Source organism: Pelagimonas sp. (assembly GCF_058892305.1).
In genome coordinates this window covers 53281-76094 of record NZ_JBZXVN010000025.1, presented here as the reverse complement: position 1 = coordinate 76094, position 22814 = coordinate 53281, and the positions used below count along the sequence as shown (strand labels likewise).

The 22814-nt window shown below is 51.4% G+C and carries 30 protein-coding genes, 1 tRNA gene and 1 pseudogene; 13 read left to right on the top strand and 19 right to left on the bottom strand.

Annotated elements, in window-relative coordinates:
- Positions 1–28: 28 nt before the first annotated feature.
- The 3 genes from AC5EFR_RS11155 to AC5EFR_RS11145 are packed head-to-tail and all read left to right on the top strand — an operon-like array spanning position 29 to position 2244.
- A complete protein-coding gene (locus tag AC5EFR_RS11155) occupies positions 29–1438 on the top strand; it encodes a hypothetical protein (protein WP_493575891.1) in 1410 nt (469 codons plus the stop codon).
- Position 1439: 1 nt separating this feature from the next.
- On the top strand, positions 1440–1943 hold the full coding sequence (locus AC5EFR_RS11150; RefSeq protein WP_493575890.1) for a hypothetical protein: 504 nt from the start codon (positions 1440–1442) through the stop codon (positions 1941–1943).
- Positions 1944–1950: 7 nt separating this feature from the next.
- Positions 1951–2244 (top strand): immunity 53 family protein, encoded by a 294-nt coding sequence (locus AC5EFR_RS11145; RefSeq protein ID WP_493575889.1) that lies wholly within the window; start codon positions 1951–1953, stop codon positions 2242–2244.
- Between the two features lie 463 nt (positions 2245–2707).
- On the opposite strand, the gene AC5EFR_RS11140 is transcribed toward AC5EFR_RS11145, so the two are convergent.
- The 3 genes from AC5EFR_RS11140 to AC5EFR_RS11130 form a co-directional block, all read right to left on the bottom strand.
- Positions 2708–4351 (bottom strand): AIPR family protein, encoded by a 1644-nt coding sequence (locus AC5EFR_RS11140; protein ID WP_493575888.1) that lies wholly within the window; start codon positions 4349–4351, stop codon positions 2708–2710.
- 137 nt (positions 4352–4488) lie between these two features.
- The gene (locus AC5EFR_RS11135; protein WP_493575887.1) at positions 4489–5397 is read right to left on the bottom strand and encodes a TIR domain-containing protein; all 909 of its coding nucleotides are present in this window, start codon (positions 5395–5397) and stop codon (positions 4489–4491) included.
- The gene (locus AC5EFR_RS11130) at positions 5390–5635 is read right to left on the bottom strand and encodes a YuaX family protein (protein WP_493575886.1); all 246 of its coding nucleotides are present in this window, start codon (positions 5633–5635) and stop codon (positions 5390–5392) included. Before AC5EFR_RS11130 ends, AC5EFR_RS11135 begins: the two co-directional genes overlap by 8 nt.
- A gap of 289 nt (positions 5636–5924) precedes the next feature.
- Between AC5EFR_RS11130 and AC5EFR_RS11125 the strand changes: the two genes are divergently transcribed.
- The gene (locus tag AC5EFR_RS11125; RefSeq protein ID WP_493575885.1) at positions 5925–6719 is read left to right on the top strand and encodes a hypothetical protein; all 795 of its coding nucleotides are present in this window, start codon (positions 5925–5927) and stop codon (positions 6717–6719) included.
- Here the strand turns inward: AC5EFR_RS11125 and AC5EFR_RS11120 are convergent, their stop codons facing one another.
- Positions 6720–7070 (bottom strand): hypothetical protein, encoded by a 351-nt coding sequence (locus AC5EFR_RS11120; RefSeq protein WP_493575884.1) that lies wholly within the window; start codon positions 7068–7070, stop codon positions 6720–6722.
- Positions 7071–7075: 5 nt separating this feature from the next.
- Between AC5EFR_RS11120 and AC5EFR_RS11115 the strand changes: the two genes are divergently transcribed.
- Entirely contained in the window at positions 7076–7837 is a 762-nt protein-coding gene (locus AC5EFR_RS11115; RefSeq protein WP_493575883.1) for a recombinase family protein, read from the top strand.
- A gap of 148 nt (positions 7838–7985) precedes the next feature.
- Here AC5EFR_RS11115 and AC5EFR_RS11110 read toward each other — a convergent pair whose 3' ends face one another.
- On the bottom strand, positions 7986–8429 hold the full coding sequence (locus tag AC5EFR_RS11110) for a helix-turn-helix domain-containing protein (protein WP_493575882.1): 444 nt from the start codon (positions 8427–8429) through the stop codon (positions 7986–7988).
- A gap of 630 nt (positions 8430–9059) precedes the next feature.
- Here AC5EFR_RS11110 and AC5EFR_RS11105 point away from each other — a divergent pair.
- From AC5EFR_RS11105 to AC5EFR_RS11090, 4 genes are all read left to right on the top strand, one after another.
- Entirely contained in the window at positions 9060–9494 is a 435-nt protein-coding gene (locus tag AC5EFR_RS11105) for a hypothetical protein (RefSeq protein WP_493575881.1), read from the top strand.
- Between the two features lie 86 nt (positions 9495–9580).
- Positions 9581–9910 carry a hypothetical protein gene (locus AC5EFR_RS11100; protein WP_493575880.1) on the top strand — a complete coding sequence of 110 codons (330 nt, stop codon included), beginning with the start codon at positions 9581–9583 and terminating at the stop codon, positions 9908–9910.
- Positions 9911–10020: 110 nt separating this feature from the next.
- Complete coding sequence (locus tag AC5EFR_RS11095; RefSeq protein WP_493575879.1) at positions 10021–10317, top strand: hypothetical protein; 297 nt, start codon at positions 10021–10023, stop codon at positions 10315–10317.
- Between the two features lie 219 nt (positions 10318–10536).
- Positions 10537–12135 (top strand): type IV secretory system conjugative DNA transfer family protein, encoded by a 1599-nt coding sequence (locus AC5EFR_RS11090; RefSeq protein WP_493575878.1) that lies wholly within the window; start codon positions 10537–10539, stop codon positions 12133–12135.
- Positions 12136–12157: 22 nt separating this feature from the next.
- Here the strand turns inward: AC5EFR_RS11090 and AC5EFR_RS11085 are convergent, their stop codons facing one another.
- The gene (locus tag AC5EFR_RS11085; RefSeq protein WP_493575877.1) at positions 12158–12514 is read right to left on the bottom strand and encodes a HepT-like ribonuclease domain-containing protein; all 357 of its coding nucleotides are present in this window, start codon (positions 12512–12514) and stop codon (positions 12158–12160) included.
- On the bottom strand, positions 12504–12818 hold the full coding sequence (locus AC5EFR_RS11080) for a nucleotidyltransferase family protein (protein ID WP_493575876.1): 315 nt from the start codon (positions 12816–12818) through the stop codon (positions 12504–12506). Before AC5EFR_RS11080 ends, AC5EFR_RS11085 begins: the two co-directional genes overlap by 11 nt.
- A gap of 154 nt (positions 12819–12972) precedes the next feature.
- On the opposite strand from AC5EFR_RS11080, the gene AC5EFR_RS11075 reads away from it, so the two are divergent.
- The 4 genes and pseudogenes from AC5EFR_RS11075 to AC5EFR_RS11060 all read left to right on the top strand — a co-directional run.
- Positions 12973–13212, top strand: a complete 240-nt coding sequence (locus AC5EFR_RS11075) for a hypothetical protein (RefSeq protein ID WP_493575875.1) — start codon at positions 12973–12975, stop codon at positions 13210–13212.
- A 14-nt stretch (positions 13213–13226) separates the two neighbouring features.
- Positions 13227–13475, top strand: coding sequence for a hypothetical protein (locus AC5EFR_RS11070; RefSeq protein ID WP_493575874.1), 249 nt, complete (start codon positions 13227–13229; stop codon positions 13473–13475).
- Positions 13476–13644: 169 nt separating this feature from the next.
- Positions 13645–13977, top strand: coding sequence for a hypothetical protein (locus tag AC5EFR_RS11065; RefSeq protein WP_493575873.1), 333 nt, complete (start codon positions 13645–13647; stop codon positions 13975–13977).
- A pseudogene (locus AC5EFR_RS11060) lies at positions 13974–14939 on the top strand (recombinase family protein); the annotation flags it as partial. The gene AC5EFR_RS11065 and the pseudogene AC5EFR_RS11060, both read left to right, overlap by 4 nt.
- A 550-nt stretch (positions 14940–15489) precedes the next feature.
- Here AC5EFR_RS11060 and AC5EFR_RS11055 read toward each other — a convergent pair.
- From AC5EFR_RS11055 to AC5EFR_RS11000, 12 genes are all read right to left on the bottom strand, one after another.
- Positions 15490–15566: transfer RNA gene (locus tag AC5EFR_RS11055), tRNA-Arg, on the bottom strand.
- 137 nt (positions 15567–15703) lie between these two features.
- Entirely contained in the window at positions 15704–16924 is a 1221-nt protein-coding gene (locus AC5EFR_RS11050; protein WP_493575872.1) for a cysteine desulfurase, read from the bottom strand.
- Positions 16917–17498, bottom strand: coding sequence for a YIP1 family protein (locus AC5EFR_RS11045; protein WP_299933148.1), 582 nt, complete (start codon positions 17496–17498; stop codon positions 16917–16919). The genes AC5EFR_RS11050 and AC5EFR_RS11045 overlap by 8 nt, the downstream gene beginning before the upstream one ends.
- The gene (locus tag AC5EFR_RS11040; RefSeq protein WP_299924858.1) at positions 17498–17986 is read right to left on the bottom strand and encodes a YIP1 family protein; all 489 of its coding nucleotides are present in this window, start codon (positions 17984–17986) and stop codon (positions 17498–17500) included. The genes AC5EFR_RS11045 and AC5EFR_RS11040 overlap by 1 nt, the downstream gene beginning before the upstream one ends.
- 13 nt (positions 17987–17999) lie before the next feature.
- Entirely contained in the window at positions 18000–19280 is a 1281-nt protein-coding gene (gene sufD, locus AC5EFR_RS11035; RefSeq protein WP_493575871.1) for a Fe-S cluster assembly protein SufD, read from the bottom strand.
- A complete protein-coding gene (gene sufC / locus AC5EFR_RS11030; RefSeq protein WP_493575870.1) occupies positions 19280–20035 on the bottom strand; it encodes a Fe-S cluster assembly ATPase SufC in 756 nt (251 codons plus the stop codon). The genes sufD and sufC overlap by 1 nt, the downstream gene beginning before the upstream one ends.
- 22 nt (positions 20036–20057) lie before the next feature.
- Positions 20058–20597 carry a hypothetical protein gene (locus AC5EFR_RS11025; RefSeq protein WP_493575869.1) on the bottom strand — a complete coding sequence of 180 codons (540 nt, stop codon included), beginning with the start codon at positions 20595–20597 and terminating at the stop codon, positions 20058–20060.
- The gene (locus AC5EFR_RS11020) at positions 20581–21177 is read right to left on the bottom strand and encodes a hypothetical protein (protein ID WP_493575868.1); all 597 of its coding nucleotides are present in this window, start codon (positions 21175–21177) and stop codon (positions 20581–20583) included. Before AC5EFR_RS11020 ends, AC5EFR_RS11025 begins: the two co-directional genes overlap by 17 nt.
- A gap of 105 nt (positions 21178–21282) precedes the next feature.
- Positions 21283–21594 (bottom strand): heavy metal-binding domain-containing protein, encoded by a 312-nt coding sequence (locus AC5EFR_RS11015; RefSeq protein ID WP_299924870.1) that lies wholly within the window; start codon positions 21592–21594, stop codon positions 21283–21285.
- Positions 21591–22388, bottom strand: coding sequence for an FkbM family methyltransferase (locus AC5EFR_RS11010; RefSeq protein ID WP_493575867.1), 798 nt, complete (start codon positions 22386–22388; stop codon positions 21591–21593). Before AC5EFR_RS11010 ends, AC5EFR_RS11015 begins: the two co-directional genes overlap by 4 nt.
- 15 nt (positions 22389–22403) lie before the next feature.
- Positions 22404–22607: a hypothetical protein gene (locus AC5EFR_RS11005; protein ID WP_299924876.1), complete on the bottom strand. Its 204-nt coding sequence runs from the start codon at positions 22605–22607 to the stop codon at positions 22404–22406.
- A gap of 15 nt (positions 22608–22622) precedes the next feature.
- Positions 22623–22805 (bottom strand): hypothetical protein, encoded by a 183-nt coding sequence (locus AC5EFR_RS11000; RefSeq protein ID WP_299933160.1) that lies wholly within the window; start codon positions 22803–22805, stop codon positions 22623–22625.
- Positions 22806–22814: the final 9 nt, after the last annotated feature.

Here is a 22814-nt window from a genome sequence, read left to right as displayed (position 1 = left end):
TTTAAACTCTGATTTCAATGAGGTGTCTATGTTAAGATTTGCACGAAAAGGCGCATTCTTACTCTTCTGTGGGATGGGCTTAGCGAGTACATTCATATCTGCTGTGTCGGCGGAAAGCAGGCAAACGACAATTTCCAATTGCAGCGTAGCAGCATATGACTTGAAGCTTACAATCCGAGACGTCCAAACAGATAAAACCACAGCGCATATTGTGAAAGCAGGTCGTTGTGACGACATTGCGGTTAATCTCGGCGATCAGGGCGCAATTTTCTCACTCGCAGCGGTACCATCTACAAGTGTGTCCAGATTGTTGGACTATTCCTTTTTCATAGATGCTTGGGGCGGACATCCTGTTTTTGAAACATCTGGATCTGGTGTTCAAGCGTGTGTTGGTAGGATGACAGGCGAGATCAAGGATGTCGGTTGGCTCGGACGCTGCGGCTCAGCGGAAAAGAGGGTAGAGCTGGGTTTCTTATCGGGCGCAGCTGAACAGCATTTCTTGTTTATCGAAGACCCCTTTGTATGCGCTGAGGCAAACAAAAACTGCGGTTCAGATGATATTGGAGAACTACTGGCGTGGTCTAGCGCGCTGAACCGAGCACTGGAGATTTCATGGGAGGCACAGAATCCTACATTTGATCATGGGCTTATCCCAACCGAAACTGGGTTGGCTACATCAGACCTTAATGGGCCTTTGGAGAGGGGCATTTATGTCGACTATCGAGTTGAACCTGTTACCCCGTTTGGCTCACCCATCCTCGGGATGAAAGGCGACGTAATATTAACCTTTAATGGCGAGCCCATTTTCGACAAAGACAGTTTTATCATCTTAGCTATCAAGCATGGTATGAGGTCAGGGTATGAAAACCCATATAAAATGCAACTTTTACGTGGCGGGAAAATCTATGAAATTGAAGGCTACACTGCGTTTCATCGTGGAACGTTCGGCTCAATTTTCCTAGATGGAAATGGCATGTGCCGTGTCGGCACGAGAGCTGCGCTTTCTTCTGCACTAAACGAAGCAACATTTTATACTGCGCCGATTCTTGGATGTGCGAGATACGATCTTGAAAACATCTCTGCTAGCCGCCGTCAGCAATGCGAGTTTGCATACAGACAACTGCTCGCGGCGTACCGTCAGTGGTGTGGCGACGTTACTCGATACGGAAGTATTGTAGGTGCAGTGATCATGCCAGGGAGGAAGGGTGCTGAAACGATGTTGCGCCGTTTCGGTTTGAAAAAACTTGGTTCTCTAGCAGCACCTATGGCTGTTGAGGCACTCGAAGAAACCGCCCGGGCCGTTTTGACTCTCCCTCCCGGAATTCACGCTGTAGACAACATAAACTCTATCGCACAACAGATCGCCTTTGGAATGGCTGTTGGGCAAATTGCCAATCAGGGCCTTAGAGTTTTTTCAGCCGTTAAAAAGGGATACTAGAATGTCGAACACAAAAATTTCACTTTTAGTGCTGGCTGCAGTAGTAACGATCCCTACGATTGCAAAAGCCGAAACGCGTCGATGCCCCATTTGCGATTCACCGAACGTCTCGAGGCAGCTACCTAGCACAACGCCATTATCGACCAATAAACAAGTTTCACCCGGAGCGCCTTCTATAGATAGAAATAGCTCAGCGTTTTCTGCAGACGACATTCGTGCTGCAAGTAGAACCCGCTTGGAAGCAGTTGACGGCGCTGTTGGACCACATGCAACATATAAAACTAACAGCGAGAAACAGATAACTGGAATTGCCCATTGGCAAAGAAATAGCAACCCAAACTACGATAAGGAGTTTATCTTGGAAAGAAGGGTGGACACTCAATACTCCGAATCGGCGGACCACTTCAACAAGGTCACTAATGAATACGTGCCAACTCCGCACGTTCATGATAAAAGTATTTCGGGAGGCGTGAGATCTGCGAACGCCAACGAATTACCCAAGTGAGCGTATAATGAATCTAACAAGTTTACAAATGTGGTACCTATCCAACTGCGATGGAGATTGGGAGCATCAAAGTGGCATCAAGATAGAAACGTTGGATAATCCCGGATGGAGGGTATCTGTTTCGCCACCGCAGGGTATATCATTCGATAAAGATTTTTCAATCAACCACCAAAACGAGGACGATGAGAACGATTGGATTATCTGCCGTATTGAAGGTGATAACTTTGTTGGATATTCCGGGCCAACAAAACTGAATGAAATCGTTCGGAAATTTTTGGAATTTGTGAATTTTCCAAATTAACTGACGTAAAACGGTGGATTTACAGCCCCCTTCCTTGTTACGCAAGATCAACGGGTTGGATACTTCCAGAATCCGACACCCAAAGGATAGAGGTTTTGGTTTAAGGTTTAGAAGTAGTTATTGGCTATGCCTGCATGACTTCTCCGATCTAATTCCTGTTTTACTGTACTTTTTCATTTGAGCAACTTTGGTGTCGTTGCCCCTCCAGCATGAACATTCTTTTTTGTCTGCTTATTCATAACATATATGTAAAGTCTGCTTCGGCACGCTAGCAGGGAGGATGCAACGGAGGGCGGCACGCTCTCCTTGCCGAGGACGGGCTTGCCCGCCCGCAGTACAAGATGCGGCGTAGCACGCCGCACATCTTGCGTTCTTTCTTATCTTCGTGAAAAGGTGCTGTTAGTTCTGTGCTACATTCTGGAGAACGTGCTACGTGGTACTCTCAAGCCAAATTTGCAACAAGCTAAAGAAGTCTCGGCTGATCGACCTCTTGCTTTAAAAGTGTCGCATATTTAGGGTCACGGAAGAATGAATAATAGGCGGGTTCTCCTGCCTGTACCAAGCGCTTCGCAATGATTTCTATCGCCTGATCAATTACGACTTCGCGCCGTTCGTCTGTTGCGCTTGGATCGATCAAACCACATAGCATCAATATGTGGAGTGCCCCATACGTTACAAACGTGTTTTCCACACGTCCGATCCCCCTAATCCTGATTTCATCCTGAATATAAGCACGCTTTTGTTCGATCAGATCAAACCATTCCAAGGCGTTAACAAGTCGCTCTGCATCTGCGTCTGCAAAAATACGAGTGTACCATTCTGTAAAAATACTATCCGAGTCCCGCTTAGCTCTAGCTGGATCAAAATGAACAAATGAAAGAAGCAACTGCCCGGCCTTGAGAGCATCCAAACTTCGCTCCTTCTCTGCGCCAAGTTTTTCAACACCACGCTTTCGAACGTAGTGAATCCCAAATTTTGCTAAGTTTCGTTCCAAGTCCAATTGGTAGCGATCATTGGCCCTCAAATCACGAGAATGAATTCGATTCTGGCTATTGGTACTTATTGCAATACGACTAATCAGATCGACGTTATCAGTTTGGAAAATTCGAAATAGGACGGACAAATCTTTGAAACTGTCGAAATTTGGATAATAATCTTTCATCGCGTCAAAAATCGCAGAGCACGTTTGTGCACCATTGACAATTGAAAGACGCTTTATGCCAACTTTCTCTAAAGGTGAGCCAGCCTTCATCACCTTCACCTGCGACCCAACCATTGTAATACCATTGTTTAAAGACGCAAAGTGCATATTCTCTTTTGACGCAGCCGTTTTCAAAATCTCCTTATTCACTGCATTGTTCGTGCCTAGAAATCCACGGACGTTCATATCGAACAATGCGTAGTCAACTTTTCTTTCGTTTCTCAAATCTTTGACAAGGTTATACAGCTCTTTCGCGGAGATGTATCCAACATAACTGCGAAGCTCCGAGTTTCCAAAATCCAAAACGCCAGCTTCACGTGCGTAGAATGTATGGCTGGTTTTGCGACTATGTGAATTCAGGCAATATTCAATAAATTCAGAAAGATGGAACTCTTCCACCTTAACCTCTGTTCTTTCCATCTGCTTTACGAAGGACGCTATCTCATGCCCCGAGCAAGGCATTCCATTACTAACGATCCAGAGCTTGAATTCAGGAAATTCCGTCTTTTGCAAATCTCGTATTTGCAGTGCTTTTTGATATAGCCTCGGATTGAAGAGCTTCGCCATATCGGCGTCGGGGTCTGAAAGGACATTAAAGAATCTCTGGACTTTTTCTGCATCCCCGTATTTAAAAGCGTTACTAGCCTTCCTGTGCGATGTATGAACCTTGCTTTGAAACAAATGAATAACTGGTTGATCTGATCTGTTATCAAAATGAATAGCATCTATTCCACAATCATTTCCACCATCAGTGAACGCTTCATCAATTTCAAATTGCTCACAGTAGAGGCGATGCGATAGGAAAATTTGTATCAGCCCCTGTTTGGGCGTGGAAACCAAGCTATCTTGATACAGTTCCTCAACGCGAGAATTTAAACGTTCAAAATCAGTTTCATCAAATTTCATAAAAACAACATCTCTATCAAACAGTTCTACGTCAAGTGGCAGTATGGCGAAACAAACAGCCTTAATTCATTCTCGCCAATTATCTTTGGGAATTCGGTCCAAGCCATAACTTATTGACCATCTCTGGATCAACGACTTTACATGCCCATAATTTTTTTCCAATTTATCGACTGACCCGCAGCTTGCAGTTCTCGCCCTAAAGCTTGTTTCCAAGCTCCGCCGATGTCCATATTCTCCCAAACGACACCAGCAAAATCACTTGGTATCTCCACGGTTCCACGTTTCAACGCGCAAACTTTATCTCGACCAAGATGACCGATAAAATGACCCAATTCGAGAAGAACGTTTTGACGCGCTCGAGGCTCAAGCTCAGCACTATTTTTTGCCTTCCCCAAATCATCAGGTGTCAAAAGAACAACTGCAAAACCAACGTCTGAATTGTCGACTACCTTCTCTATAACAGTCCGCCCCCTGTTGGCCTGCTCGTGCAAAATTATTGGCTCTAACCCAATTTGAAGAATGAACCGTGCTACGGTTTCACGAGCTTCGCCATCATGACCATGAACAACAAAGACCTTGTTTGACTTTGGGTAACTTACAGCCACATCCCTACGACCATTGCTTTCAACAAAATCCCTATAATCACGAACAAATGGGATGATCAGTTGACCAACCATTTGTTGAACATCTCTCATATACTTATTGGTGTGGCTTACATAGAAGGTCCCAGAGAACTGGATCGCCCATTCTGGATCTTCGCTCATCTTTAAAACAATCAAAAGCTGAAGCCCTAGAACCTCAAGATCGTCCTCAGGCCAAGGTAACACTGCACTGCCAACCATACCCTTTTGACTGCGCTCCCCTTCTTCAAGAAACAACTCCAAATTAGCTATGTCAGTAAGTTGTTTGTTAACTGGCAAGAGTTCTTCGGTTGTCAGTAACCGCCCAAGTTTTTTCAGCGGAGTAGAGTAACTTTGATAGTCTGCGGATTGCAAATCAAGGACCGCATTGTTTATCTGTTTGAACAGTCCCTTGTTGTCAGCCATCGTCACCCTCGAGCCTTGCTTGAGCTGCTTTGGACAGAATTTCTGAGCGAAAGTGTTCTTTGGCTTGCTCCACTAACGGCTTCACAAGCTCATTGCTTGCGTAGCGACCAACACGATCATCCAACAGACGCTCGGCTTGGTTAATGGCTTGCTCAATACTCGATGGATCACTTGGATCGAACGACACGGCCCCAAGTTCGCCGTCTAATTCTTCTAGCGCTGATTGAGCTTCATTCATCTCTCTCGAGCTTGTCTAAGCCTTCAATTTTAAACATAGAGCTTTACCTTTGATCAACGAAATCCATTTTGACGTGTGTAATAAATATAGCAAGAGAACCCAAGGCAGAACACTACAATTTGCAGACCAGCGCAAATTTAGAGTATAATAGTAACTATGCAAAAGGATATGATATCTTGTCTGTTTTCACCGGGTTGGTCGGGATCATTGGGGCTGTGCAGGCCTGTTTCTTCTAGAAGAAACAGGCGCGATGAAAGCGTAGCTTCATCGCGGCGGAAGGCGGTTTTCTGTGCCTGATGCTGTTTCAGATACTAAGCCGGATCATGTCGGTTATTCGGAAATGTTCCGCGCGGTGGCGGCGCAACAGGATTTGGACGATTACAACAACGCTGTCTCCGGCGCGGATGTTGGGCGCATACAGCGGCATGGCGCGCGTAGTGAGATTGATCCGCTTACGGGCGAGAAAAAAGGGTCTGCGGCGCAGCGGGCGGCACGGTCGTTGGATTGGTTGTTGGCGAATGATCTCGTCTACGTGCAGGCGTACGAATCCGCCAGCCGCGAAGTTTCCGCGACTTTCGAACTCGCAAGTGACATTCTTGAACGCTTACTACGGGAACAAACGTTGGTCACAGATCAAATCACTGAATTGACCGACAGTGCCGCTACCCTCTCGGATGGACGCAAAGTGTTCAAAGACAAAGACGGATTGGTTCGGGATGCCGATGGCGAAGTCATTGACGATATGCTTGCCGCTGAAATCGTTTGGAATGGTGATGAACCAAGCTACGAAGAATTTGTCGCTCTACAAGATCGCGCCGATAAGCTCGACGCCGCAATCAATGAAGTGCGTGGCATCGGAATCGGGTTGGGTGGCTTGCAAGGTGAGTTAGCCGACAATGAAACGCCGCCTGACGTAGGGCGATTGAAAGAAATCGAACAGCGCGGACAAGAACTCGACAAAAGGTTAGAAGAAATAGAAGCCATGAACTTTGATCTTTCCGCCCAAGCGTCCGCTGAACTCGAAATTCGGATGCCTGCCCCGACGAGCATTGCTGCTGCTGACTTGCCGACCAAGCTCAACTGATTAATTGCCACCAAAAGAGCCGCAAGCGTTTTCCAAAACAACCAAAATTACCGCGCTCGGATGATATTCTGCGTTACTTGAGATTTTGCGTCTAATGTACTCGTTTTGCTCCTCCATGGTCTCACGGTCTCCAGCGTACCAAGTGTTCAAACACTCCGAAACAACGGCGTTTGAACGAGACATAACAAAGCTCGCCATCGTAACCGCTGTTTGAATGTAATTGTTCTGCCCTTCCTCTGACCAAGTCAAAAAGTCATGCCCCTTTAGGCCATCTGCCAACGATTTCTGTGGAAAACCCGTAGCCATGACCGCAAGCGCCATTGCGCCAACCGCACCGCGTAAGTGTATCATATTTCATGATTTTTGGACAAGACCAGCCTTTACGGGAAACCGAAACCGCCGTAAACAGGAAGCTAGGAAATACGAGGCTTTGCGCGCAACGTGGTTGCGGCGAACCGCCGAAAAACAGGGCGTTCAGAAAGGATCGTTTGTGGTCTTCTGCCATGCCCTGCCGTATCGGCTATATACGCGTCTCAACGCGCGCGCAGCTTACTGACCGCCAGACCAAGGCGCTTGAGTCTGAATGCGATACGCTGCGCGTTGAATATGTTTCTGCGGTCGCTGGAGAGCGTCCCGTTTTCGAAACTGTCATGATGGAATTGAACGAAGGCGATACCTTCGTTGTACTTGATCTTGATCGCGCGTTTCGCAGCTCTATTGATGCCATGCTGACCGCCGATGCCCTGCGCGGGCGTGGTGTCAAAATGCGCATCTTGTCCCTGCCCATCGATACGACCACGGCGGAAGGTGAATTGTTCTATACGATGGTCGCCGCTTTCGCGAATTTTGAACGCCGGATTATCTCACGCAGGACGAAGGAAGGACTGGAGGCTGCAAGGCGGCGCGGTGTCGTGCTTGGTCGTCCTTGCATCCTGACACCGGAACAAATCCGCGCGGCGCATCAAAAACTCACTTTCGGCGCAACCTATGCCGAACTCGCCGCCAAGCTCGGCGTTTCCCGTCAAACCCTCCAACGCGCATTTCAGCGCCACGGCCTGATCTACCCAATCCCACAAAAACAGAAAGGATCATCGTGTCTAAGATCACCAACGACCTAACCGAAACTGAGCTTTTCCGCCTCACCTGCGCTTATACCGCCATTCGTGATCCGGCGATACGGGCAGTGTTTCTGGAATTGGTGGAAGCTTGGGCGGTAGATCAGTGGACATGTAGGTAAAAGCGTTACGCACATTGCCACTTCTTACCTCAAAGCATGTCGAAACCTTTTTTCTCTAGTCGAAGATACATGTCGGCGTAGGCGTCAATCGCGCTCAAATGATCACCTTCAACCGGAGGGACAGGCATGCTGCCGATATCTCCATTTGCCTTCTTAAAAAAGAAACGTGCAGTGTCTTTTAATGCCTCCAATGTGTCTGTGTCAGTTTTCATAGGCGATTGTATTAGTGAGCAAAGCTCCCCTTCTTCTAGTTTCAGAATCGCGGCTATCATTTTGGCATGACGGTTCTTAAATTGGATCTTGCCCCTGAACAGCAATGAAACCCCAGCTTTGCTAAGGCCACCTTCTTTACCAAACTGATCGATCAAAGCCACGCTAAGGTCTTGCTGGGTAAGACCTTTAGCCTTCATTTCCCGTTTGACCATGTCAATTGCAGGAGAAATGCCGCTATCTATATTACTGTCCAAAGCCATAGCCAGCCTTTGAACAAGTTTTTGTTTTTAAAGTAAAAAAAGTCGGGAGTCCACGAAAAATACCCCCCAGGGCAAGGAAATGAAATGAATCCTCAGTTTTATCAGCGTTAAACATCGCAGACTCCATGCCACTGCTCAGGTAGCCGTGAAGTCGAAACATGCCCCACAAGGCGGGTCACCCACTGCGAATCTGTTGCCCGCGAAAGTGTTGCCCCTTGAAGGCTCAGTTTAGCAGATTTAGTAAATTTCTCCGTAGAACTAAATCTATTCAGTCAACAGTGAATTAGCTGAACAGAATCTTGTCAGGTAGTTGTATTTTTTCACCCACCATATCCAGTATGCTGAAATGACAAACTTGGAACATGCTGATAGCGGACCTATGAGGTCGAACGCGGCGCGCTATTCGATTTTTCATCAAATAATTGTGATTGCGTTGAAATATTTAGCCAGCAATTAAATCCTTACCAAAATTTAGTTGGCGAAAGAGTCTTACTAAACCAGAGCTATACTGAGAACTCCATCAAGTGAATTCCATAAATAATCAAGCGATTTGAATGAGTTATAAGCACGTGCAACCCTAGCATTGTCGTTTGGCGGGATGCCACAGCGGCCTAAGTTAGGAGAAAGCCTATGTTTAACTGCCCTCACTGCCGCCTGAACGGGTACTGCATCAACATCGTGACCGAGTTGGTTACTGACGATGAACTGGACAACCCCGAATACCTGCGTGACGTTCGAGCGCTTGCGCACGAATTTTTCGGGAAGGACGCCGCAGGCTGTCTTGACCACTTCGACGCGCTCTATCGTGATTACCGTGGGTGGATTTGTCACGAAGGGACGGAAATCTTCCTCGATATGGAGGAATTTGACCGCAATTGCATCGACGATTGGTTCGAACGGTTCTGCTGCACCCGTTGCCCGCCGGATGTTACGCCCCGGTTGCAAGAAAGATCGCGGGAACGCGTTCGGATCGTGGCAACCATTTTGAAAGCACACTATCCGGTACGTGCTTCGCTGTGGGGAGTTCGTCCTGCGAATGACAACGCGGCACCTTCCTCGCGCTGAGCCTATCACCCTAAATCCGATCAGACTTACTCTATGACGAAAAACGCCGCCCCTAAGGGCGGCGTTTTCTATGAAAGGTGGTGCAAATGTCGATGACGTTGGTTTTAAACCTTGTTGTGTCGAGTTTGGGGTTTGCGGTGGGGTCGGTTTATCTCAAGCGGTATGCCGATCAGGGGGCTTGGCTCGATCTGGGTGGGGCGTTCTTAGTTTTTGGGCTGAGCAACCTTGTTTATGCGCAGGTGCTGGCGAAAGGCCTCGGGCAAGGCGCGGTGCTGTCAAGCATGGCGCATCTGATTTTGATGTCGGCGGCGGGTGTGATGCTCTTTGGCGAGCCCATGGGGATTTATCATGTTGCGGGGCTGGTGAGCGCTTTGGCGACGATCTGGTTGTTCACCTTGGCGAACCACGCCGGATAACTAAATTCGCCCTATCACCCGAAACCGCAGGGCGTCGGGGGTAGAACAGGGTCAGAGGCGATTCACACCGGATCACCTCGCAGCCCTCACCCAACAAAGGGACCTCTAACATGGCTGGAATGAGTAACCACGCGCAGGCGGGGCAGAATATCTTCATGTCTTCTGTCACGCTGCTCGCCAATACGGCGGCGGTCGCTTGCACGTTTTTTCTAACCCCGTGGCTGTATGCCCGCAGCATCGGGTTTGTGCAAAACCTGACCTACGACACTTACGGCGCAGGTTGGGCAGAGTTCATGGGCTTTGCTTGGTTCGGCATCTGCGGATGCTTTGTGTTTGCAATCTCAAGGGCGTCAATTGGCACGGCCTTGATCTTTGGCGGGTTGGCTATCGTCACCCGCTTTATGTGAGTTCACCAAATAATCCAAAGCCAGAAAAGGAGATAACCAATGGCTAAATACGAACGTGTTGGCGGCATCTACCGCAAAAAGGAAAACCCATGGCCTGCCATAATCACGGTGATTGTGGTCATCGTGATCCTTGCCAACCTCGGCGGCTAAGCCGCCCCCAATAAGCACACAAGCCGCCCCGCCAGTCGGGGCGGCTTTTTTTGTTTCAGGAGCAATCATATGAATGACAACGAAGCGTATCGCTTTGGCAAAGCGCGGTTTGCAACTGCGCGGGAGGCCGCAAAAGCGGGGCTGCATGAACAAGCCGATAACGCCCTATTCTTTGGCTTCATGGGGAAGAATCCGCTTTTTTATTCGGGCATGGGTGGGGCTTTGCTGGTCGCAGGCGCGCGCAGCGGCAAGCTGACCACGACACTCGCCTATAACGCCTGTTTTGGCATTGCCAAGCAGACCCTTGTTATCCTTGATATCAAAGGCGAAATCGCCGCTATCAGCCAATACCAAGTGCCGGATGATAAATACTGCATTTATTGGAATCCACTCGGGCTGCATGGCTTGCCGCAACACCGGATAAACCCCGTTGATTATATCCGCAAAGACAGCCCGTCCTTAGTCTCTGACGTCAAAGTGCTATGTCAAAATTTGGTGGTTGCCAGCGGATCGGCGCAGGGCGTGTATTTCGAAGGCCGCGCGCAAGAAATCCTTGAAGGCGTCATGCTAAGTCTGGTCGAGCAAAAAGGCGTTTTGACCCTGCCTGACCTCTATCATGTGGTGAACTTGATCCCCGGCGGCGGCGATGAATGGCTGGATTTTGGTTTCGAGATGTCCCAAAGCCAGTTTCCGATTGCCCGCCGTGTTGAAGAAGAAATCGCCACCTCCCGCGAAAACGGGGCGAATTCGTTTCAAAGCATAATGGGGGAAATTTATCGCGCCTTAGCTCCCCTTTCCGACCCAATTTTGCTTCAATCCGTTAGCCCACCTTTTGATTTTTCCATGGCTGAACTTTGCGCCAGTGACCGCAAATACCAACTCTATTTAATGCCTCCGGCGGAAATGGTCATGCCTTGGGCGGGCATTGTGAAGTCGTTTTTCGTTGCGGGTATGATTTGGAAATCCCGCGCGCCGCATGCGCCACGGCAAACATGGATCATGGATGAATGCGGGCAATTGGGAAAATTCCCGATGATCCCAAAGCTTTACACTTATGGCGCGGGCATTGGCATTCAGCCCTTCGCGGTGTTTCAAAACTCAAAACAAATGAATGGGTTAGTGGAAAATGGCGCGGAGTTGATCGCCTCTAGTGCGGCTCTGTCGCTCTATTATGCCGTGCGTGATTTGCCCTCGGCGGAACAGCTTTCACGCATGCTTGGGACGGAAACTCTTGAGTATAACGACAGCCTGCAACAATCCCGCGCGGAACTGGCGAAATCGCAAGCGGCGCAAGCCTTTATCTCCGGCGGAGATCCCTTTGCCGCTGCGTTGAATTACCGCCACCACAAGCAAGCCGCCAGCCATCGCAGCCAGCAACGCCGCAATGTGCGCAACCCCGATGAGATCATCCAGACACCGCCGGATAAGGGCTACGCCTTTGTCGATGGTCTGGCGCATCCACTCGAATATGACCGTAGGCCTTATTTTATAGAGCCATGGATGGCGGGACGCTTCATGCCAAACCCGTATCACCCGCCCCATGACTCTGTGCGTGTTAAAGCTGGCTGGGGGCATCGCACACTACGCGTTTGCGATGTCCCCACACCCGCCAATCTCATGCATTACCCGCAATACGCCCAAGGGCGCATGCGCATCTTGGAGACGTAAGTTTAAGGCAAGCTCGGAGCCGTTATTCCTCTTCGGCTTCGAGCGCCTGTATCGCCTTGCTGCAATCCGCTTTCAGTTCCGGCAAATAGTCCCGAGCGATGTCCCACACCATTTTTTCGGACACTTCATCATAGTCATGACGCAAAACGTTCCCGAAACCGCGCATGGCATCCCAATCTTGATCAGGTAGCAATTGGCTGGCTTTGGGGTGCAACTTTATCGCGGCTTCGGTAATGCGCTGCATACAGCGCTCAACCGCATCAACCGTGCGCGGGTCATTCAAAAACTTCTGAAAATCATAGTCCTCAAGATAGAACTGAATGCGTTCGATATTGAAGACGATATCATTAAAACGGGCAATCGGGCGGCTAGAAGGCATAAAGACGGTCGGCCTTATAGGTCTCGCGCACAGCGGGCTTTTGCAAGTCTTCGTCAGATAGATCAACATCCGCCTCAAGGATATCGCTCAACCTGTCATGCAGCCTTTGACGCATGCCAAAATACTTCATCGGTTGGGCTTTGATCGCACGATCAAAAGCAACACCGATATCGATATCCGAGCGCTCATGCTGCTGTTCGGTCGCAAATGACCCAAAAAGCGCAAGATGCCGAACCCCCATGGCTTCAAGCTCGGCTTGATGGGCGCGAAGTGTTTCAACGATGTTTTGCGCGGTCGGTATCATAGGAAAATTCTACCTGACAGCCTGCAATCTGTCAAAGCTATGATTTCAATCGAAATTTTTAAAGCCTTATCACCCAGATAGCGCTGACCAGCATGATAACTCGCTATGGGGCTTTGCCCTCAAACCACTCCCCTGAACCAAATGAGGTATATCCTTGTCCAAGCAACCAAAAAACGGGCATGCCAGAGCGCCCGTGTCTGAGCGTGAGCGCGACTGGCTCGAAAAGTTCCGCACCACGCCCGTTTATGAAACCCACCTCACGCCGACTGGCACTATCGCCAAGGAAGTTCGCCGCGATGTCGAAGAGACCCGCGAAGCGCGGATCAAGTTCATCAGCAAGCGACTGGAGGCGCAAAAGACCCGTGCGCGTGATGGCTTCAATCGTTCCCGCTAACGAAAGGACACACTATGACTGACACCCCCAGAAAACCCGAAATGCTTGCCTACCACGTCAAGGATCGCGGCGAAGGAAAAGACGCGGTTTGGAATCGTGTTGGCGCAGCGTGGGAACACCGCGACGGCAAAGGCTTTGATATCCAGATGGATGCCGCACCCGTCGATGGTCGTCTGACCTTGCGTGAGCAAAAACGCGAAGAATACCGCGAACAACGCAAGCCCGCCCCGCAAAAATCCCGTGAACAGGAACCACAGCGCTAGCCAAGTGTGGTGGTCGTATTCTGGCTCTTCACACAGCAGGGAATACGACCGCATGCGCGTAAGCGCATATTTTCCTTGATTAAATTTAGAATTCGAGTCATGTTCTGCATTCGTTCTTATCTGAGTGAAAGGAGAACATCACCCCCAACAGCAAAGACAGGAGATCATTATGGTACACGCTGATGGCCATCGCTATCAAACTCTCACCCTCGACACCGAGCGCTATCAAGCCCTGCTTGACGCACCGGAATTGAGCGAGGCGGAAAAGCGCGAATTGATCGAAACGCTGTGGCAGGTGGTGATTGGCTTCATTGATCTCGACATTGAAATTTGCACAACAGATAGCTGTGGAAAACCTTCCAAAGCCACACAATCCGCCACATGCAAAGTGCCACCTGTGGTAAAATCAAGCATTCCTTTGATGAAAAGCGGCTTTGCCGAAGCGACCAGCAACGCTGCAAACGCCCCTGTTGAGACAAAAACCAATCGGGAGGCCTCATGACCAAAAACACCATTCAAAAAGCCGTCATTTACACCCGCGTTTCCGGTGCGAAACAGGTGCGCGAGGGCGATGGCCTCGCCTCACAAGAAAACCGTTGCCGCGAATACTGCACGTATAAGGAATACGACGTCATTGAGGTTTTCTCGGATGATATGTCCGGCAAGTTCGAACGCCGCCCTGCGATGGATCGCATGTTGGCGTTTTTACGCCTGAACCCCAAAGGAAGCCACGCGGTTATCATCGACGATATCAGCCGTTTCGCCCGTAATGTGCAGGCACATATCAAGCTGCGCGAAACTTTGGCGGATGCGGGTGGTGTGCTGGAAAGCCCGTCGATTGAATTTGGCGAAGATAGTGATTCCCGCCTTGTCGAACACATGTTGGCTTCGGTCGCCCAGCATCAGCGGGAAAAGAACGCCGAACAAACGTCAAACCGCATGAAAGGACGGATGATGAATGGCTACGCCGTGTTCTCCGCCCCGATTGGCTATACGTACCAAAAGACAAAATCCCACGGCAAGTTGCTGACGCGGGACGAACCCGTCGCCTCGATCATCCAAGAAGGGTTGGAAGGTTACGCCTCGGGTCGCATCACAACACAGGCCGAATTGCGCCGCTATTTCGAGGCGCAGCCTGCTTTCCCCAAATGCACGCCCAACGGCAAAATTAGGCAACAGCGGGTCAGTGATTTGCTGAAACGTATCATCTATGCCGGATACATCGAACATGACCCTTGGGGTGTTACACGCCGCAAAGGCCATCACGAGCCGATCATCACGCTCGAAACCTATGAGCGCATCCAAGCCCGCAAAAACGCCCGCTCCGTTGCGCCCCAACGCAAAGACATTAACGAAGACTTCCCCCTTCGCGGCGCTGTCGCTTGCGGCGACTGTGACAACACAATGACCTCGTGCTGGTCGCGCAGCGGAACGGGCAAGCTTTATCCCTATTTCTTCTGCAACAATCGCGACTGCGACGCTTACCGCAAAAACATCCGCGCTGAAAAAATCGACACGGGGTTTGAAGATATTTTGCAGGCGCTGACGCCAAGTCGCCAGTTGCTCACCATTGCCTTTGAAATGCTTAAGGACGCGCTAGGGCAAAAGGCGGGACAAATTGCGCATGTGCAAGCCGAGCTAAAGCGGCAGATCAAAGCCTTGGACAAGCAGCAAAACGCTGTACTGACTCGGTTGGTCGAAACAACGAACGACAAAGTTGCCACCGCCTTGGAAACCAAAATCGCGCAAATCGAAGATCAAAAGTTAATTTTGCAGGAAAAACTGGCACAATCCGCCAAACCACGCGAAGCAAAGCCCCATGACTTCGAACTTTTGCGCCGCTTCCTGTCAAACCCTTGGGATATCTATAATAATGGAACGCTAGCCATGAAGAAAACCGTCCTAAAACTCGCCTTCACGGCACCATTGAGCTTTGACCGAAAAACAGGCTTTCGAACTCCGCAAACGTCTGTAATCTTTGAGTTTTTAGACAATCTCACATCAAAATGTGAAATGGTGCACCTGAGAGGATTCGAACCTCTGGCCTCTGCCTTCGGAGGGCAGCGCTCTATCCAGCTGAGCTACAGGTGCGTGCTTTTGCCTTATAGGCCGACCTTTAGGTCGTTGCAACGCAGGTAATCCCCTACGCTGCAATTATTTTCAGTCCCCAGTGGAGGGGTGGTGGGATGGTGGGCGGGGCGCATTTCCAACGGAAACAGCGCCGTCCCTCATCCTAGCAAATCATGGGCCAATTCAAGCGCATCGACCAATTTGTCAACCTCATCACGGGTGTTATACATCGCGAAACTCGCCCGACACGTTGCGCTGACGCCGAAATGATCCATCAATGGCCCGGCACAGTGGTGACCCGCGCGAACGGCAACACCCTTCTTGTCAAGAATCGTTGAAATGTCATGGGCATGCCCTGCCCCGTCCATAGTGAAGGAAAAAATCGCCCCCTTCCCCGGAGCGTTGCCTTGCACCTGCAACCAGTTGATTCCGCCTAGTTTGGAAATCGCATAGTCACGCAGGTCGGCTTCATGGGCGGCGATGTTGTCCATGCCGACGCCCATCATGTATTCCAACGCGACACCCATGCCGATTTGCTGAACTATACCCGGTGTGCCGGCTTCGAATTTCATCGGCGGATCATTATAGCTCACACAGTCTTTGTGAACTTCGCGGATCATATCGCCACCGCCCATAAACGGCTGCATCTCATCCATGCGGGCGCGTTTCATATAGATCGCACCCGAGGCCGACGGCCCATATAACTTGTGACCGGTGATCGCATAGAAATCGCACCCGATATCCTCTACATTGACCGGCATATGCACCGATCCTTGCGAGCCATCCACAAGCACAGGCACGCCCTTGTCCCGCGCTGCGGCACAGATGAATTTCACATCCACCACCGTACCCAAAACATTCGACATATGGGTGATTGCAACAAGCTTGGTTTTCGGTCCAATCGCGTCGATAACCTTTTGCGGATCAAGCCCGCCTTGATCATCAACATCCACCCATTTCAAAACGATACCTTGGCGTTCACGCAGGAAATGCCACGGCACGATATTGGCGTGGTGTTCCATCACACTTAGGACGATCTCATCACCCGGTTCTAGGTTAGGCATCGCCCAACCATAGGCGACCATATTGATGCCCATTGTGGTGCCGGTGGTGTACACAATCTCTTCGGGGTCGGATGCCCCAAGGAACCGCGCCACAATCTCGCGCACGCCTTCATATTTTTCGGTCGCAAGGTTGCTAAGGTAGTGTAACCCACGGTGAACGTTGGCATATTCCTCGGCATAGCCCTTGGTGACCGCGTCAATCACCACCTGCGGCTTTTGCGCAGAGGCCCCGCTATCAAGATAGACCAATGGTTTGCCATTCACCTCACGGCTCAGAATGGGAAAATCCGCGCGGATTTTGGTGACGTCATACATATCCGTTAATCCCTGTAGGATCGACCCCGATCAGGGTCAGTAGGATCGACAGGGCAAAGGCCATGCCCATCAATCCAAAAACAATTGTGCCAAGTGCCTTGAGCAAACTGCCAAAGCCATGGGCTTCGTCCAAAAAGTGCAACAAGATCCAAAAGCCAATGACCGAAGTCAAAGAAACCGCCAAACCGCCTAGAAAGGCCGAGGCTGGCATCAGGATCAGCAAGGCAACCTGAACCAAGGCCCGCAAGGCTTGGAGCCAGATCACCAGAACCGCGATGTCGGCAAGGCGCGCCGTGCCGCTAAACAACCGTCCGCCCCACAAAAACGCCAGCATCGTCGCCAAAAGCGATCCGGCCTGCAAAACGCCATAGACCGACGGTTGCGCCAAAAACCACGGCAGTGGTGTCGGGTCCACCAAAACCGCGATCCCGAAGAGAAGCGTATTTAGAACCACCACCAGTGCAAAACAGGTCAGCAGCGCCTCGTTTGACAGCCGCAGACCAATCAGCCAGCGCGCCACCAATCGGGGTTCGGTGAGACTACGTAACACCAAGGTCAATGCCATTTGGCCCATTATGGAGCCCTTTTCTTGTGAACAGTGCGCAGACCTGCCAACCAAAACCACAAAAAAACCAACCAACACAAGAGCTTTACCAACTCGGCTTGTGTTCCCGGCCCAACAAAACCAGCCACCAGCCCATAGAGCAACAAAAGCGGACTCATCGCCAGAAACGCCCAGAACAACGCAAGACGCGACCCATAGGATGTGCCCTGCCCGCCAAACAACCGGGCGATCCAATGGCTGACAAAACCAACAAAATAAAGCGCCAAGGGCAAGGCGAACACGGTGATGACAAAGGATTTGCCCATCGGTTCCAACATCGATGTCCCGGCAAGATGCGCCGCACGCGACAGTCCGGGCCATTGGGCGATGAACATCACAAAGGCCGCGGCCATCACAAAAACGAGGGCGCGGTCTTCCCGCTCCCCAACCGCGCGTAGCCGGGCAATCACCTTGCCCGGCCCACGGTAAGTCGCGATGATATCGCTGCTTAATGCCATAACACGGTGCGCCCTAGTCTTTGCGGTGCCGCGACAACCACGCCTCGGCCCGCGTCAGGATTTCGTCCTGCAGGGCTTCGTCTTCGATCTCATCCACGGCCTCGGCCAAAAAGCTCAGCACAAGCAAATCTTGGGCAATCGAATGCGGAATGCCCCGAGATTGCAGATAGAACAGCGCGTCTTCGTCGATCGCCCCAGATGTCGAGCCATGCGAACAAGCCACATCGTCGGCATAAATCTCAAGCTCTGGCTTGGCGAGGAACTGGCTATCCTCATCCAAAAGCAAAGATTGCGAAATCTGGTAGCCATCGGTTTTCTGGGCATCTGGTTTCACCAGAATTTTGCCCTGAAACACCCCGGTCGCCCCGTTGCGCAGCACCTTTTTGAACACCTGACGGCTTTCGCAATTCACCGCGTCATGGGTGATGAAAACGGTGTCATCGTGATGGAAATCACCGTCGCCCATACAGGCCCCGGCAATATGCGCCACGGCGTCGTCACCGGTCAGCTCGATCACACATTCGTTGCGGGTCAGCACGCCGTTCACGGTCATGGTAAAGCTTTTGAATGTGCTTTCGGTACCCAGACGGGCAAACATATGTGTCGCCGCGCGGCGTTCATGATCGCGCCCTTGGGTGCGCACGTGATGGAACGCGCCACCATCGGCAATGTCGACCTCAAGGCACTTGTTGAAACGCGCCGCCGCCGGGCCGTTTTCCAACACGGTAAGGCTGGCCCCGCTGTCGACCTTGACAACATGATGCAAGATCGCGTCCGAGCTATCGGATTGATGCTTGTAGATCAGGTTGACAGGTTTGGACGGGGTTTTCGTTGCGTGGATCAGCACACCGTCACTTGCAAAAGCGGTGTTCAAGGCCGCCAAAGGACGTTCAACCGGGTCTTGACCCTTTACTTCAAGAGCGCCGTACAAGTCTTTGGCCCAATGGATATCTTTCACATCCGCCAAACGGTCAACCGTGATCCCCTCAAGGGAAAGATCGTCCGAGGCATCCGCATCAAACACACCGTCCACAAAGACGATTTTCAACCGATCCATATCGCCAAACATCGGTGCTTCGTCGGTTTCATATACGGCGGCCATGGGGGCGGTCGCATCAACCAGCGTCGCTGGCTTGGTGTATTTCCAGTATTCATCACGGGCATGGGGCAACCCCATGTTTTGCACCCGTGCCAGCGCATCTTGACGCGCCGGTGTGGACCAGCCGCCAGTGGGCAAGTCAAGCGCGTCCAAACGCGCCTGCGTTGCACCCTGTTTCACCAAAGGAGCAGCCATTATGCGATCTCCGCAAGAATGTCAGCGTAGCCATTCTTTTCAACTTCCAGCGCCAGCTCGGGACCGCCGGTTTTGACGATACGACCGGCCGCCATGATGTGAACGACATCTGGTTTGATGTGATCCAACAGACGCTGGTAGTGGGTGATAACAAGGAAACCACGGCCTTCGTCGCGCAGGGCGTTCACCCCTTCAGAGACCAGCTTCATCGCATCAACATCAAGACCAGAGTCAGTTTCGTCCAAGATGCACATCTTGGGCTCAAGCATCGCCATCTGAAGGATTTCGTTGCGCTTTTTCTCACCACCAGAAAAGCCAACATTGACCGGACGTTTGAGCATATCTGCATCAATCTTAAGGTCTTTGGCCTTGGCGCGCACCAGCTTGAGGAAGTCAGCGGCTGACATTTCCTCTTCGCCGCGGGCTTTGCGCTGCGAATTCACCGCTGTGCGTAAAAAGGTCATGTTGCCCACACCGGGGATTTCAACCGGGTATTGGAACGCTAGGAAAAGGCCCGCTGCTGCGCGCTCTTCCGCTTCCATATCCAAAAGGTCTTCACCCGCCAAAGTGGCTTCGCCACCGGTGACTTCGTAGCCGCCCTTGCCGGACAACACATAGGACAAGGTCGACTTGCCAGAGCCGTTCGGCCCCATGATCGCGTGCACCTTGCCCGCCTCAACGGTCAGGTCGACACCTTTGAGGATTTGCTTGTCCTCTTCTTCCAACTTTACCTGCAGGTTCTTGATTTCCAGCATGTTTTATCCTTCCTCAGCAGCCCTAGGGGTTCTGCAAAAACTTGACCACCTGGAACAGTTTTTCCGGTGGAATGGCCATGGGCGTGACGCGAAAATGCGCCATGCGCCCGGTGATTTGCGGGGGGCCGAGGTAATCCTCGACCTTGTGATAATGCTTGCGACCAGCGTAATCATCAAAGAACAGGTCAACCGGTTTGGTTGACAAAAAGGCGGTGGCCAAGGCACAGGCCTGACGAAAGCGGCCATCAACCAACACAACATCAGGCTGAACGAAATCGCGGCGACGCCACACGTCGAGCGCATATTTAGGATAGGCACGCCAATGGGCGTCATCCAGCGGATGACCCCATTCCTTGGTCGGGCCAATATCGACCCAGATCATGTCGACCTGCGTGCCGGAGACTGGCGGATTGGCCGCCAAATAGCCGGTCATCATTTCGGTCCAATCCTTTGCAGATTCGACCGAAAACACCCGTTTCCCGGGCAGTTCGGACGCCATGACTGTGCTGCCGCCCGATCCGTATTCCAAAATTACCTCAGCGCCCTCATAGGCCTGAGACAAAAGCGCCGCCTCCGCGGGTGGTAAAGTTAGTTCTGGCCTTGTCACGACGTTGGTCACTGGCCACCCCCTGCCCGAACACCGTGTCGCCCGGTTTGGGGCCGAAATAGAACGTCATTCCGCGGTAAATCAGCGTGTTTGGATAGGTGCGCGCCTGCGTTTCGGCGACAAACTCCGGTGAGTAAACCACCGACATCAGTCCCGGTGTCCAGTGCGATAGGTTGTGAAACCCGGTAAACGCGACCAGAAGCCCGAAGGCCTGACAGGTCAGATGTTCTTTGCCATCCAGTTTGGTCACCATACGAATGCCCAAGATGATGATCCCGGCAAACAGAGCGTTCATCGCCAGTTCGCCCAACGATAGATCTTCGATCGCGGCCCCACCCAGCATGTGATGCACCACCAATCGGACCGCCAGAACTGAAGCCATTCCGCTTAGAAACGCCCAGACAAAGCTCATGGCGTAACTGAGGTTGGCTCTGTAATTCTGCTTGATTGCGGTGCCGTTGCCCCCGGCGCGTGCGTGGTGGTCGCTGCTCATCCGCGCGATGCGGTCTTGAAAATCGGCTCTTTGCCCTGACATGGCCAAATTCCTCATACGTAGTAAAAAATACACGCATGGGGTGTGACGCCAAATGGCGTCGAAAATGTGGCACAGGCCCGGATATTTCAAGAAAATGCAACACGATCAGCCTAGGACCACCGCTGTTCCGCTGGCTGAGACCATCAGCATATTGTTGATCACCTCATAGTCGAGATCAACGCCGACAACCGCCGTGGCCCCGAGGGCGGCGGCGCGTTCTTCCAACTCTCGCAGAGCGGTTTCGCGGGCTTCACCCAATTTGGCCTCATAGGCACCAGAGCGGCCGCCGATGATGTCGGTGATACCGGCAAAAATATCGCGAAACACGTTGGCTCCAAGGATGGCTTCGCCGGTGACAATACCTTTGTATTCAGCGACTTGATAACCTTCGACACTTGGCGTGGTGGTGACAATCATGCGCTCTCTCCGACATATTTCATAAAGAAATTCATGTTGGCCCCATAGTGGCGGACCTCAAATACCGATTGATAGCCGCGCTTGGAGCACCAGCTTTGAAAAGCCTCGGCATTGGCGTCATCAACTTCGATAAACAGCAATGGTTTACAGCGTTCAACCGTCGCCTCTAGTCCGGCCAAAACTTCCATTTCCATGCCTTCGACGTCGATCTTGATCAGATCGAACTGCTCCTCTTCAAAGAGCATATCACCGGCATGAACCTCTAGGTCTCCGTCCCGCCCGCGCAACATCTTGGTCCCGCCAAGGTTGCGGTCGTGGCGCTTCATAAACAGCCCGGCTTCGCTTTCTGCCCCAAGGCCAACGCCTAGCGCGTCCATACGGATCACATCCGTCAGGTTGTTCAGAACGATATTGGCCACCAGTGGCGCAAGCGCCAGCGGGTTCGGCTCAACCACAATCACGCTGGCCGCGTCACATTGCGTGGCGAAATAGATAGCGTGATTGCCGACATTGGCCCCCACGTCCAAAACACGCGGCGCTTTGGGAAGATGTTTAGCCACCTTGGCCAAATCCACGGCCTCAAAGAAATCGCCTTTGCGTTGGGCTTTTTGAACCGGGTCACGGTCAAAATTCGAACAAAACGTCAGATCATGGCCACCGATGCGCAAACGCGTGATGTGGAACGGTGGAAACACCAATGGCGCACCACTGTCCAACGCCTCAAGCGCCGCGCCGAGGTCGAAATAATCGGCCCCCGTGCTTTCGGGGGCTGGAATATTGATGGTGCCACTCATACCGCGTTCCTAACTTTACTTGCGCCAACCGAACCGGTCGGCCAGATGGGTCACACCCTTGGCCAGAAAGATTCCGGAAATCACCCCCCCGGCGACGGCGAAAACAGGGTTGAAATGATCGGTGCCATAACGCGCCCAGAACATGCCAATCGCCCCGCCCAGAACCGGCAAGCCATAAGGCAGGAAATCCCAGATACCGCCTTTGTTGAAATCAGACATCGCCGTCTTCCTTTCTTAACTCTCGCCGCGCCATTTCTGGACCAGTTGCGCAATCGTGCTTCCCAAGAACCCGGAAATGAACGAAATCACCACCACCGCAGTCATCGACAATTGCACCGCCACTTGGCTCACCATCACCGAAAACCCGGCACAGAAGATACCGGTTAGGATCGCGGTGGTGAGCAGGGTTTTCAGCATGTGTTCCAG